The sequence below is a fragment of the Paracoccus tibetensis genome (assembly GCF_900102505.1).
In the GTDB taxonomy this organism is placed as follows: Bacteria; Pseudomonadota; Alphaproteobacteria; order Rhodobacterales; family Rhodobacteraceae; genus Paracoccus; species Paracoccus tibetensis.
The window spans coordinates 17,585-29,785 of sequence record NZ_FMVT01000022.1; the positions used below are offsets into that span (position 1 = coordinate 17,585).

The window sequence follows — 12,201 nt, forward strand, 5'->3', positions numbered from 1 at the left end:
CGTCAGGACGCTGGCTGCCGTCACACGAGAATGTTCGCTTCGGATGGCTTACAGGGCGTCATGCACTATCAGCCGGCGGCTGCGCTTACGGTATTCCGCCCTTCCGCTGGTATCAGCTTCAGGTCGGCACAGCGAAAGCCAGATGCAGCATCACATCTCAAGGGGCTGACGAGGCTGGTCTTTCATTTTGAGGAACGACTGCAGCGAGGCGTCGTTGTCTTCCCGCTTGCTAGGCTGCGCTGTCCGGCGCCACTGGCATCTTTGTGATCCTTTGCGGCTTGCTGATATACGGGGAAACATGACGCACTGGACTTACACTACCGCGATTTTCTTGGTCTCCCTCGCGTTCTCCTGGGCCGCCTGCTACATCATCTACCGATTGGTCCTCACCAGGCTCATCCGCGATGAGACGTTCTGGCGGCCGTTGTTTGCCCGCACGCGTGGTCCCGTCCAGCTCCAGCTGATGATCATGGCGATCTCTTTCGCAGCCAATGCGGCACCGCTGCCACTTCAGGAAGGCCGGTTGCTTCGACACTTGCTGCTGATCGCCTTCATCGTGTGTATCACCTGGTTTGCCAGAACCGCACTGGAGATCTGGATGACGCTGCACCTGCGCAGGTTCAGGCTTGATGTTGAAGACAACCTCCTGGCTCGCAAGCATGTCACACAGAGCCGGATACTGCAGCGCGTTGGCTCGACGCTGATCCTGGCGATCGGCGTCAGTGCTGCGCTGATGACCATCGAAAGCGTTCGGCAATACGGCGTCAGTCTCCTGGCATCCGCAGGTGCAGCCGGGATCATAGTCGGCTTCGCTCTTCAGCCGGTTCTCCGAAATGTCTTTGCTGGTCTTCAGTTGGCGCTCACACAGCCCATCCGCATCGACGACGCTGTCATCGTCGAGGGAGAATGGGGTAACGTCGAGGAGATAACGGCGACCTACGTTGTTGTCCGGCTGTGGGACAAGCGAGGCTTGATCGTCCCCCTCAACTATTTCATGGAGCAGCCTTTCCAGAATTGGACGCGCAAAGAGGCTACCCTGATCGGGGTAGTCTTTGTCTACGTGGACTTCACCACCGATCTAGCCCAGCTGCGCGAGGAGGCCCGGAAGATTGTTAGCGCCGCACCTTTATGGAATGGCGAGGTCTTTGCAGTTCAGGTCACCGATTTCAGCGAGCGGACCGTCGAGGTTAGGATACTTGCGGATGCCGCTAATGCCGGGAGCACGTTTGATCTCAGATGCTATATTCGTGAAGCAATGGCCAGCTATCTCGCAAAAATGCAGCCTCACGCGCTTCCGCAAGTGCGCATTGAGACGGATCCCTCAGGTCGCGGACGTCTTGAAAAAGGGCGAGAGCTGCTATTCTTGCAAAGGGTCTGACGACAGCCCTGCCCGCTTTCGCGAGTAACGCTAGAATTCAAGCGTCGTCCCGCGGCGCTCCGCAGTTTCCTGCACAGTCGCCCGCAGCTGGCTGTTCCGCCCCAGAAGCTTCCGGAACGCGGCCTCGTCAAGATAAAGAAGCGTGCAATGCGTGATGGCAGTGATGTGGCCCCGGCGAGGTCTCCGCGTCAGAAGCGCCAGCTCACCGAAGATCTCGCCTCGACCAAGGCGATACCGCTGGCTGGCGATCTCCACTTCGACCGCGCCCGAAGCAATGAAGTAGACATTGCGCGCGACATCTCCTCGCCGCATCAGCACCTCGCCCGGCTCAGCATAGCGGGTCTTGAGTGCTCTCACCAGCTGCTCCCGCTGGACATCGTCCATCTCGCCGAAGATCGGAAACCGGCGCGTGAACTCGGTTTTCTCCATCGCCAGATCAAGTCTCGGCCGGAGGTCCAGTCGGCGCCGTTCCTCTTGGATCCCATGAACAAGCTTCGCATGGACCTCGCGCCCGATCAGGCGATCGCTGAAAAAGACCTGATATTCCTGCTCTTCCAGCCGAAGCGCGGTGCGACGGATAAAACGGCGTTCCATGTCCGCGGCGTAGCTGGGATACTGAAGCTGCAGACCGTTCAGCGCCTTGCGCGTCTCCTCCTCCCGGCGCTTGAGCGCCTCATGCAGGATCTCGGCAACCCGTTTTCCATGAATGCGTTTGATCTTGCTGTCGATATAGTCGTGAAGATCGCTGAGGATCAGGCGTTGGTTCAACAGTATTTCGAAGCGGTCGGCCGTCATGTTGGTCAGCAGACCGGACAATCCGAACCAGTTGTGCAGCCGTATTGCCAGCTTGTAGCGGGGCACGCGACCCAGAGATTGGCGCCCTGCATCCCGATAGCCGGTGCGGCCTGCAGCGCGTGTGCTCTCGATGACTCGATCGACATCGCTCAGCATATGCTCGACGAGCCGCGCCGAGAGCAGTTGCTCGCGGAAGGATTCGAGGATCATGTCGCGCTCGCGGCCGGCAAGCGCAACGAGGCCCAGCGTGACGCGATCGCGATCACCCGTTTCTTCGGCCGCTTCGGTTCGTTCCAGCGCAGTGTCTAAGCGAGCGGCAAAGGCTTTGGCTTCGCTGCGAACCACCTCCTTGTCCAGTTCATGCCGCTGCGTGGTCTTCGACATGTCCTCTCGCACGTTCTGCAGCGCGACAGCGACGACCTGGTTCGAGAGCGCCTGGTCCAGCGGTGACAGCCTGTCGAGCTTCAATTTTCCGATGAGCCACCGCAAGGTGGTGCCCTGCACCAACAGCGTGAAGAGAACGAAGCCGGTGGCCACGATTCCCACCTCTCGCTGAATCTGGGCCGGCACCCGGGCGCTCTCTGTCACCGCCAGCGCAAGCGCCAGCGTAACCGCGCCGCGCAACCCACCCCACATGATGATAAGGCGGTAGGGCAACTCCACGCGAGGAGAGACCTTCATCCAGGACAGCAACGGGAGGAGCCCAAACAACATGAAGCCTCGGGCGACAAAAGCCGCCACGATGACCACCCCGATCAACATGACGTCCGTCAGTCGCGCATCTGCCATCAGCCGCGGCACCAGGATTGCAGCCAGCACGAAGATGAAAGACGTGGCCCAATGTGAGAGGCTGTCCCAGACTTCTCGGAGGTAGGTCCAGCTGCCGGGACTGAGCCTGCCGGGCGCCAGCCAATTCAGCGTGAGGCCCGAAACGACGGTGGCGATCACGCCCGAGACGCCGACGATTTGGTCGCCGATGATATACGTCAGATAGGCGAGAGCCACGCTGATGGAGAGCTGAGCCGTTGGCCGGCCATCAAGGCGCGCCATCACGAGCGAGCCCAGGTAGCCCGTAAGCCAGCCGAAGGCGATGCCTCCGACAATAAGAGCCGGAAACTGCACCAGTGCGTCATAGAACGTGGGATTGGGCACGCCCCACATCACGAAGGTGAGGAAAAAGCCGTAAAGTGCGATAGCCGCAGCATCGTTCAGAAGGCTCTCGCCTTCAACGATGCGCGACAGGCGAAGGGGTGCGGACGTGTTCCTGAAGATCGAGACGACAGCGGAGGGATCCGTCGTCGCCACAATCGCGCCAAGCATCAAACAGGCCACAAGAGGTATGTTCGTGAAGGGCAAGAGCGCAAAGCCGATGACAAAGGTCGCCACAATGACTGCCAGGATCGCCATGAGGACGATCGGCACCCAATCATCCAGCATCCGCCTGACGTTGAGCCCGAGCGCAACCTGAAACAAGAGCGTCGGCAGCAGGACATAGATGAAGACGTTCGACCGTATCGGCAGATCGAGTATCGCCGCAGCGGCCGGGCCCAGAAGATCGCTTGTCGGGCCTGTCGTCACAATGAGCGCCATTGTGCCCAGGAGCGTGCCGACGATGGCGAGAAGCACCGTGTAGGGCATGCGCAGCTTGTCAGCCGCCGGCTCACAAAGCGCGAAGACCACGAAGAAGACCGCGATGACGGAGATGAACGAGATCAGGTCCATGAACGCGATCTACTCTGATTGGAACCATAGGAAAACACGAAGATCGCGATGCGCTCTCGCTAACTGTGCGCTGTTCGCTCATTCTTCCGTGGTGGGAGGCGCCTTTGTCCTCGGGTGTGGCAGCCCAAGTTGTCGTGGATGTGGACCCGCTTGGACACGGGGGTGAGGCACGCGCACACCAGTCTCGCGTGGGTGTGCTTTCCCGACCAGATTATAACGCGGGTGTGGAGGAGTGCGATGCCGGGTCAAATGATGCACAGGCGCGACAATCTCCCCACTGGGATGCCGCATGGTCGCGTTTGTTGATTTCGATGAGCTCATGGGCTCTACTTGGACGCTACGTGGCTAGGTTGCAACGGGAAGCGCCAGGTTGCGTCGGGCCGCGCTGCCAGGAGATGCCTTTGACGGGTATGAGGGGCGTTATGAACGATTGTGCGGACAGCGCAGGCGAGAAATCTTCTGGCCATTCGGCCGAGGAGGAGGTGCGATCGGCCCTCGGCGCCTATGTCGAAGCCCTTGGCAAAACGCGTCATCGTGACCTGAATCATCGGCTGCAGTTGCTTCTCGGACGGCAAGAGGCTTGCACATCAGAGGACAACTTGAGGGAAGCAGAAAGCAGAGCCCGTTGCGTTGCCACGCAAAGTGAACGGCATCGGGAGCTGGTTCTACTGGTGGCACTGGACGAGACGGTTCCTGCGTCGATCAGAAGCCGGCTCCTCGATCTCTTTGAAACCGACACTTCATCGTCATGATAAGACCTCTTGCACTGTCAGGCTGCTGACCGCCTCCTTGCACAGCCTTCCCGCCGGTAGGGCGTCACCTTCATGCGCAGCGCTCATCTGGCTCTCGACAAGACACAGCGCTGTCTGCTGCTCGGGAATTGTGGGGCAGGCGCGCGGTCATGAGGGTGATGAGCAGGTAATCCTGCCGTCTTAACGGGGAGGATCACCCCTTCAGGCCTGCCTTCCGAGGTCTCCGTTCCGACCGCGGTTTTTGCCGTGCCCTTCGGGGACGGATTTCGGGCAAGGCCTCAGGCGAAATGTGCGATGCAGGGTGCGAACGCTGTCCTCGGCCTCTTGGACGCGGTCCTCTACTCTCCAATATTCGTTAGCGCCGTCGGCAATATGCGAAACTTCACGCTTGCCCTGACCTGCGTCGTTGCGCTGGTGGCATGGAAAGCGTCGCCTTGGCTGGTTGTGCTGCTGACACCGATCAGAGGCATCGTTCTAATGCTCTTGTAGACCACCTCGCCAAAAAGGCGCGGATTTAGATGGTGCAGTGAGCGGCAGCTTGGTCCCGCACAGCTGACAAGGCTACGTCAACTTCGCTGCGCCAAGCACGAACGTCCGGTTTGGGGAAGTGGCACGGGGCGTCCGTCAGGCGACGAAGGGCCGCTCTGGGCCGTAGCCGAGCACCCCTTCGGCACGATCAAGGCCTGGATGGGGCCCACCTACTTCCTGACACGGCGACCGAAGAACGTGCGCAGCGAGATGGCACTGCTGGTGGCAGCCTACAACATCAGGCGGATGGCGACGCTGATCGGCATCCGCCGGCTGATGCGGGCGATCCAGGCCTGAACGCCGCCCCGTGCCGTCTGCGCCGCGGGAGCACCCATGCCGGTTTGCCGGCTTGAACGACTGGCTCAGCTTGCGCAAACCGGCGGAGTAACTCAAACCGCCCGGAAGCGCCACGGCGTGCCGACGCGCTGGTCGAGTTTTGGCACAGGCTCGGCCACCACGGGCCGCGAATGATGTGAATGATGCTCATCAGGGCTCGTCACGTCCAACCTTTGGTCGCACAGGCCTCCCTACCTTAGTGGCAGTGCGGCACCTTCAGGTGACACCTGCTGTCAATCTTGCTGCACCATCTGCAAAAGCGAGGAGCGGCAGATGAGCACGGCGACGACCATCAGTGACGGGCCACGCGAGGCCATTGGCGCCTTGCTACAGGATGTCTCGGCTGCGCTCGTTGGGCATGACTGGCTTGTGGAGCGCCTCCTGATTGCATTCTTGGCAGGAGGACATGTCCTCCTCGAAGGCCCTCCGGGTGTGGCCAAGACGCGGGCCGTGAAGCAGTTGGCGGCACGGTTGCCGGGGACACATGCCCGCGTGCAATGCACACCCGATCTTCTTCCCTCGGATCTGACCGGCAGCCAGATCTGGCGCAGCGAAAGCGGCGCGTTCGACTTTGTGCCGGGACCGATCTTCCACAACATCGTCCTGGTGGACGAGATCAACCGCGCGCCGCCCAAGGTGCAGTCGGCTCTGCTGGAGGCGATGGCTGAGACGCAGGTGACGACCGGCGGCGTGACGCGCCCGCTGCCCCTGCCCTTCATGGTCGTGGCAACGCAGAACCCGATCGAACACGAGGGGACGTTCCCCTTGCCCGAGGCGCAGCTGGATCGGTTCCTGCTGCACCTGCAACTGGGCATGCCGGATGCAGCCGGCGAGCGGGCAATCCTTGATCTTGTGGAAGAGGAGAACCGTGCGTCACCTGAACTTGGTGAGGTTCAAGCGGTGGACGCGCACAGCCTTGCCGCGGCGCGCACGGAAGTGACCAATGTGCGGCTGGCGCCGGTGCTCAAGGACTTCATCATCCGGCTGGTGATGGCGACCCGCGCAGGTGGCAGCCTTGCGGGCGCCGTCGCCCATCCGGTCTCGCCGCGCGGAACATTGGCGCTTGCGGCTGCGGTCCGTGCCCGGGCCTGGCTTCATGGCCGCGACCACGGACTGCCGGAAGATGTCGAGGCCCTGGCCTGCGATGCACTGGGGCATCGTCTTGTTGCGGACTGGAAGGTGCTGAGCGAGGGGCGTGACGGGCGCGCGCTGATCGCGGACGCGCTGCGCGAGGTGCGTCCGTGGTGAGGCCAGCCTGGCAGGTGGCCAAAGGCATCCGACTGGATGCCGACGAGCTGCTGGCCCTGCGAGAGGCCTTGCCGGGCAGCGGGAAGGCCGAGGCCGCGCGGCGGTCCGGCGCGATCCCGTCGCGCCAGCAAGGCAGCGGCATGGACCTGCGCGAGATCCGCGCTTACGTGCCAGGGGATGATCCTCGGCGACTTGATCCTGCGGCAACCGCGCGGACCGGGCGGCCGCATGTGCGGGCGCTGAACGAGGATCGCGACGACGTCACGCTGCTCATTGCCGACTTCCGGCCCGCGATGCTGTGGGGAACGGCGGACGCGATGCGCTCGGTGCGGGCTGCGCAGCATCTCGCGCTGATGGGATGGCAGGCGGTGCAACGGCGCGGAACCGTCGGCCTTGTCATCGCAGAAGCCTCGGGCGCCCGGTCTGTGGCGGCAGCGGCGGGCGATGCGCAGATGGCGACGCTGTGCCGGATGTTGGCCCATCGCCACGCAGAGGCTTTGGCTGCCGGGCAAGCAGTTGCCTCGCTCGCCGAGGCGCTGGCCCTTCCCCACCGGCTGGCGCCCCCCGGTGCCCGGGTGACGCTGGCAACCTTGCCTGGCGGGTGGGCGGGCGCCGAGGACCAGCTTGCGCGCCTGGCGCGTGGCCGGCGGCTGGATGTGGCGCTGATCCTCGATCCGGTGGAGGTCGCGCCGCCCGCCTTCGCGCTACCTGTCGAGCACGGTGGCCTGCAGCGTCTGGCCCGCCTGCGCGGGGCGAGGCTTTCCGATCACACGGATCGGCTGCGGGAACTGGGCGCGGCCGGTCGCGGGATCACATCATGACCCGTGACGAGATGCTGACAGCTCTTGCCCCGCCGCGCCTTCCGGCCGAGATGGCAAGCCTTTCGCTCTCCGAGATGCTTGCGCTGATCGCGATCGGGACGGCGCTTGGTCTGGTGGCGGGGCTGCTCCTCCTGCCCTTGACGCGTCGTCGCGCGAAGCCGAAGAAGGTCCGCCTGTCCGATCTGCGGCCACTCCCGGTGCCCGAGCGGCTGCTGGCGCTGGCGCGGCTGCTTGGCCATCTGCCGCTCTCGCTTCGCGCTGCCGCCTATGGCGCCGAGCCGCCGCCTTCGGACCGCGTGATAGAGCGGGCCGCCCGACGCGCTCGCCCCTGGCAGCGATGAGCCTCGCCGCGCCCTATCTGCTGGCGCTGCTGCCGTTGCCGCTGCTGCTTCGCTGGCTGTGTCCTGCGGCCGATCAGGACCGCGTGGCGCTGCAGGTGCCTGAGCACCTGTTTCCGCCCGACACGGCGCAGGCGCAGGCATGGCACAAAGGCTTTCCCCTGACGCTGGCGGCGGCCTGGCTTCTTCTCGTCGTGGCACTGTCCGGGCCGCAGGTCGAGCGGATGGCGAGCGCCGTTCCCGCCAGCGGCCGCGACATCATCCTGACGCTCGACCTGTCTGGCAGCATGGAGAAAGAGGATTTCCTGCTTGATGATCAGCCGGTCAGCCGCCTGGAAGCAGTCAAACGGACGGCGGCCAGCTTCGTCGCCAGCCGCACGGGGGACCGTATCGGTCTGGTGATCTTCGGGGCCCGCGCCTATGTCGCCGCCCCGCCCAGTTTCGATGTCGCATCCGTGGCGCAAGCCATCGAGGAGGCGCAGATCGGAATCTCGGGACGCGGCACGGCCATCTCGGACGGGCTGGGCCTGGCCACGCGAAGACTGCTGACCAGCGAAGCTCCGAGCCGGGTCATCATCCTGCTGTCGGACGGCGTGGACACCTCAGGCAGCGTTCCGGCAGCGGATGCGGCGCGGCTGGCGGCGTCGCACGGGATCCGGATCTACACGATCGCCCTTGGCCCGGAAGATCTTGAAACGCAGCCCGCCTCGCGCGATGCGGTGGATGTGGCGACGCTTCGCGCCATCGCCGAGGCCGCGGACGGGCAGATGTTCCGCGTCCGCACCACCCCCGATCTGGATGCGGTCGCCGAGGCGCTGGACCGGCTCGAGCCGAACCCGGCCGACCGCCCGCCGCTGCGCTATTGGCAGCCGCTGTGGTTCTGGCCAGGGGCGGGCGCGGCACTGCTGCTTGTGCTGGCGCTGCTGCGAGGTCGCGCATGGAGGACCTGATCCTTCTGCGCCCGTGGTGGCTTGCGGCCTTTCTGCCGATGGCACTGTTGCTGTGGTGGGTGTGGCGACGCCCGCCCCCGGCCGGCGGATGGGAGCGGGTGATGAGCCCCCAGATGCTGGCCGCGATGCAGGCGCTCGGCGCCTTCAGCGGCAGCGCGTCTCGCGGCGCCCGACTGTTGCCGGCGGCCGCGCTTGTCCCGCTGGTCCTGGGACTGTCAGGGCCCGCCGTGCCGCGCCAGGACCTGCCGCTGCTGGCGCGGACAGATACGGTTCTTCTGGCCATCGACCTGTCCGCCTCGGTGGCGGAAGGCGAGGCGCTTTCGCAGGCTCAGCAGGCGGCGGCGGCCCTGCTGCAGGGGCTGCCGGGCCGACCGGTCAGTCTGATCCTTTACGGCAACGAGGCCTTTGCGGCCTCGGCGCCGACGACGGACCCGCGGCGGCTGGAGACCATGATCGCAGTTCTGGATGCCGGGATCATGCCCACGCAAGGCAGCAGCCCCGGCGCTGCGATCGGGCTTGCGGCGCGGATGCTGGCCGATCCCCGGCAGTCGGATCTCATCCTGATCTCGGACGGCGGCGGCGTCGACAGGCTTGCGCGGGCCGAGGCAGCCCGGCTGTCCAGTCTCGGCACGCGCATCTGGCCGGTCAGGGTTAACGCGATCGCAGCCGGTGCGCCGGTGCCGGAGCCGGATGCCATGGCGCCCCTGGCGTCAAGCGGGCGCGTTCTGGGCTGGGGCGAGGTTGACGATCTCGCGTCAGACTTGGGCGGCAGGGGCGAGCGCCAGCGCGTGGCCGAGCTTCAGGCTCTGGGCTATCGCGACCTCGGGCCGCTGCTTGCAGCCCTTGCAGGCCTGCCGCTTCTGATGATGTTGCGGAGGCGCTCATGAGGCGGGTCCTCGCCGTGTTGATCCTGTCAGCCGCGCTTCTGGTGATTGCCGGTCCGGCTGCCATCGGCACCTTGGCCCTACGCCTCGGGTGGGACAGGCTCGCGGTTGTCATGCTTCAGGACGATGCAGCGCGGGGCGTCGCCCTCTACCGGCTTGGCGATCATGCGGCGGCCGATGCGGCCTTTGCGCGCGCAGGCCGTTCGCAGACCTTCAACCGCGCCCTGTCCCTGGCGGCAACGGGCGACTATCCGCTTTCCGTTGCGTATTTCGACGCCGTGCTTTTCGTGAACCCTGCCGACGAGCAGGCGCGGGCGAGCCGCGAGCTGGTCGCATCCATGTATGACCCGCACAGGGGTGACAGCACAGCGCCCGGCCGAATCATGGGCCATGGCGGCTTGCCCGCTTCCGACGAGGAGATCCAGGCAGCCCTCACGGGTGCCGCCGCCGAGCATCTGCGTCGTCCTTTGGAAGCGCGAGGCCTGGCGGCCAGCGATGAGTGGCTGCAATCTCTGACGGATGATCCCGGCGCGTTCCTGCGGCTTCGGATCCATGCGGAATTCGATCGCCGGGCGCAGCTGGGTCTGATCCGCCCGGAGGCGCAGGACCCATGGTGAGGTTGCTGGTCCTTCTCGTCGTGCTTCTGGCGGGCCCTTCCTGGGCGCAAACCGCGCCGCTTGAGCCGGGCGGGGCCCGCCTCATGATCCTGCACGACCGCTCGCGCCCTGTCGTGACAGAGATGGTCAAGCTGACGCTGCGGGGCGAGTATGACCTGACGGTTGCGCTGGAGAACCTTCGCTTCCCCGACTCCGAACATTACGACTGGATGCAGATCGCGCAGGACCGGTGGTTCCGCGAGCGGATCGGCGGCAGGATGATCCAGATCTTCGAGCGCGACATCGCCCTCTTTCCCCGGCATGCGGGCGAGTTCGAGGTCGGCCCGGTCGTTCATGAGCTGACCCATGTGCCCCGATCGGGCAACCGCGTTGCGGTGCAGGTGGCCTCGGCACCGGCGCACCTGAATGTCGCCCCCTTCCCGCACGGCAGCCAGCCGCTGACGGCCAAGGCGCTTGTGCTGACCGACGAGCTTTCGGCCCAGCCCGGCCAGCTTGGCGCGGACGAGGTCCTGACACGCCGCGTCACCATCGAGGCCTTGGGCACCCTGGCCCACCACCTGCCCGAGCGTCCCGACCTGCAGCAGCCCTGGCTGATCAGCTTCACCCAGCCTGAACTGCGGGAGACGACGCCGACGCCGGAAGGTCCGGTCTCGCGCGTGGTGTGGGAGTGGCAGTTGCGCCCGCGCACGGGCGAGCCGGGGGTCCTTCCTGGTTTTGCCTTTCCGTGGTTCGACACCGACACCCGGCAGATCGAGACCGCGTCAATGCAGCCCTTGCCGTTCGGTCTTGCCGGGTTCGGCAGCAATGTCAGCTCTGGCGCAGCTGACACGGTAAGGCAATTCGGCTTGGCGGCGCTCATTGCCGCTGCAGGATTTGCCGTCACGCTCTCGATCCTGCTCTGGGGCAGACTTCCCGCTGTCCCTCCCGCGATCCGCAGGCTTCGGCCTAACCCACACACCGCCGCGTTGAAACGGGCCGCGGCGCAAGGCGATCTTCTCGCCTTACGGTCCGCGGCGGAGCGTCATGCGATGTGGCGCGGACGCATTGATGCAGAGCAAGACCGACTGCTCTCGCTTCTCGACCACGCGATCTTCGACGCCAAGGCAGATCAGCATTTCCATCCGGACGACTGGTTGGCGGAGTTCCTGCGCAGGCGAAGGCGCCGAGAGCGTGGAACAGGCGCTGCAGCATCTTCCGAAACGTCGGGCTGACACGGGTGACTGGTTACGACATCACTTTGCCAATCGCTTGGCGCTATCTGGAGATGAACGGCCGCTTCCGGATGCTGCACTGCAGGGCCTAGGACGAGGCGACCGGCGGCGTGGGGCCGACCGGCACAAATAGTGCCAATCGGCGGGACGGCTACAGATCTATCGCCTCTGATAGCGACAGCGCATCCTCAATATCGACCCCGAGATAGCGCACCGTGCTGTCCATCTTCGTGTGGCCGAGCAGCAGTTGGACAGCGCGCAGGTTGCCCGTTTTCTTGTAGATCTAGGGTCAGGACCCATTGATTTGCTTGAGGCTGTCCGGCCCGCGTGATTCAAGCTCCCGAACTGACGGGGGTGATGATGAGCAATCTTTTCTGGCTGACCGACGCGCAGATGGAGCGGTTGAAGCCGTTCTTCCCGAAGTCCCACGGCAAGCCGCGAGTCGATGACCGGCGTGTGCTGAGCGGGATAATCTTCATCAATCGCAATGGGTTGAGGTGGTGCGATGCGCCTCGGGAATATGGCCCGCCCAAGACCCTCTACAATCGCTGGAAGCGGTGGGGCGATATGGGGGTCTTCGCCCGGATGATGGAGGGGCTGGCGTCCGAAGGCGGCGAGGAG

Annotated in this window: 11 protein-coding genes and 2 pseudogenes; 11 read left to right on the top strand and 2 right to left on the bottom strand. The window is 64.7% G+C overall.

The annotated features are described in order from the left end of the window. The first annotated feature begins 298 nt into the window (after nt 1–298). Nucleotides 299–1,378 (top strand): mechanosensitive ion channel family protein, encoded by a 1,080-nt coding sequence (locus tag BLP73_RS18245; protein ID WP_090748273.1) that lies wholly within the window; start codon nt 299–301, stop codon nt 1,376–1,378. Between the two features lie 30 nt (nt 1,379–1,408). Here BLP73_RS18245 and BLP73_RS18250 read toward each other — a convergent pair whose 3' ends face one another. Continuing rightward, nucleotides 1,409–3,895: a cation:proton antiporter gene (locus BLP73_RS18250; protein WP_090748276.1), complete on the bottom strand. Its 2,487-nt coding sequence runs from the start codon at nt 3,893–3,895 to the stop codon at nt 1,409–1,411. Nucleotides 3,896–4,317: 422 nt separating this feature from the next. On the opposite strand from BLP73_RS18250, the gene BLP73_RS19535 reads away from it, so the two are divergent. The 9 genes and pseudogenes from BLP73_RS19535 (at nt 4,318) to BLP73_RS18290 (ending at nt 11,580) form a co-directional block, all read left to right on the top strand. Beyond that, nucleotides 4,318–4,647 (top strand): hypothetical protein, encoded by a 330-nt coding sequence (locus BLP73_RS19535; RefSeq protein WP_175453441.1) that lies wholly within the window; start codon nt 4,318–4,320, stop codon nt 4,645–4,647. A gap of 618 nt (nt 4,648–5,265) precedes the next feature. After that, nucleotides 5,266–5,472 (top strand): annotated as a pseudogene (locus tag BLP73_RS19200) (IS5/IS1182 family transposase); the annotation flags it as partial. Nucleotides 5,473–5,784: 312 nt separating this feature from the next. Further along, nucleotides 5,785–6,759, top strand: a complete 975-nt coding sequence (locus BLP73_RS18260) for an AAA family ATPase (RefSeq protein ID WP_090748283.1) — start codon at nt 5,785–5,787, stop codon at nt 6,757–6,759. 14 nt (nt 6,760–6,773) lie between these two features. Next, nucleotides 6,774–7,580: a DUF58 domain-containing protein gene (locus BLP73_RS18265; protein ID WP_090748286.1), complete on the top strand. Its 807-nt coding sequence runs from the start codon at nt 6,774–6,776 to the stop codon at nt 7,578–7,580. Then, the gene (locus BLP73_RS18270) at nt 7,577–7,921 is read left to right on the top strand and encodes a hypothetical protein (RefSeq protein WP_090748290.1); all 345 of its coding nucleotides are present in this window, start codon (nt 7,577–7,579) and stop codon (nt 7,919–7,921) included. The genes BLP73_RS18265 and BLP73_RS18270 overlap by 4 nt, the downstream gene beginning before the upstream one ends. Continuing rightward, a complete protein-coding gene (locus tag BLP73_RS18275) occupies nt 7,918–8,868 on the top strand; it encodes a VWA domain-containing protein (RefSeq protein WP_090748293.1) in 951 nt (316 codons plus the stop codon). The genes BLP73_RS18270 and BLP73_RS18275 overlap by 4 nt, the downstream gene beginning before the upstream one ends. After that, nucleotides 8,856–9,755, top strand: a complete 900-nt coding sequence (locus BLP73_RS18280; RefSeq protein ID WP_245686754.1) for a vWA domain-containing protein — start codon at nt 8,856–8,858, stop codon at nt 9,753–9,755. Before BLP73_RS18275 ends, BLP73_RS18280 begins: the two co-directional genes overlap by 13 nt. A 41-nt stretch (nt 9,756–9,796) precedes the next feature. Then, nucleotides 9,797–10,369, top strand: coding sequence for a hypothetical protein (locus BLP73_RS18285; RefSeq protein ID WP_245686755.1), 573 nt, complete (start codon nt 9,797–9,799; stop codon nt 10,367–10,369). Nucleotides 10,370–10,452: 83 nt separating this feature from the next. Continuing rightward, on the top strand, nt 10,453–11,580 hold the full coding sequence (locus tag BLP73_RS18290) for a BatD family protein (protein WP_175453442.1): 1,128 nt from the start codon (nt 10,453–10,455) through the stop codon (nt 11,578–11,580). Between the two features lie 151 nt (nt 11,581–11,731). On the opposite strand, the pseudogene BLP73_RS19845 reads toward BLP73_RS18290, so the two are convergent. Then, nucleotides 11,732–11,863 (bottom strand): annotated as a pseudogene (locus BLP73_RS19845) (integrase); the annotation flags it as partial. A 77-nt stretch (nt 11,864–11,940) separates the two neighbouring features. Between BLP73_RS19845 and BLP73_RS18300 the strand changes: the two are divergent. Continuing rightward, on the top strand, nt 11,941–12,201 hold a 261-nt coding region (locus tag BLP73_RS18300), incomplete at its 3' end, for a transposase (protein ID WP_139166035.1).

Coding starts and splice junctions, on each gene's coding strand:
- BLP73_RS18290 (WP_175453442.1), top strand. CDS start 10,453: ATGATCCTGCACGACCGCTCGCGCCCTGTCGTGACAGAGATGGTCAAG.
- BLP73_RS18260 (WP_090748283.1), top strand. CDS start 5,785: ATGAGCACGGCGACGACCATCAGTGACGGGCCACGCGAGGCCATTGGC.
- BLP73_RS18270 (WP_090748290.1), top strand. CDS start 7,577: ATGACCCGTGACGAGATGCTGACAGCTCTTGCCCCGCCGCGCCTTCCG.
- BLP73_RS19535 (WP_175453441.1), top strand. CDS start 4,318: ATGAACGATTGTGCGGACAGCGCAGGCGAGAAATCTTCTGGCCATTCG.
- BLP73_RS18275 (WP_090748293.1), top strand. CDS start 7,918: ATGAGCCTCGCCGCGCCCTATCTGCTGGCGCTGCTGCCGTTGCCGCTG.
- BLP73_RS18250 (WP_090748276.1), bottom strand. CDS start 3,895: ATGGACCTGATCTCGTTCATCTCCGTCATCGCGGTCTTCTTCGTGGTC.
- BLP73_RS18280 (WP_245686754.1), top strand. CDS start 8,856: ATGGAGGACCTGATCCTTCTGCGCCCGTGGTGGCTTGCGGCCTTTCTG.
- BLP73_RS18245 (WP_090748273.1), top strand. CDS start 299: ATGACGCACTGGACTTACACTACCGCGATTTTCTTGGTCTCCCTCGCG.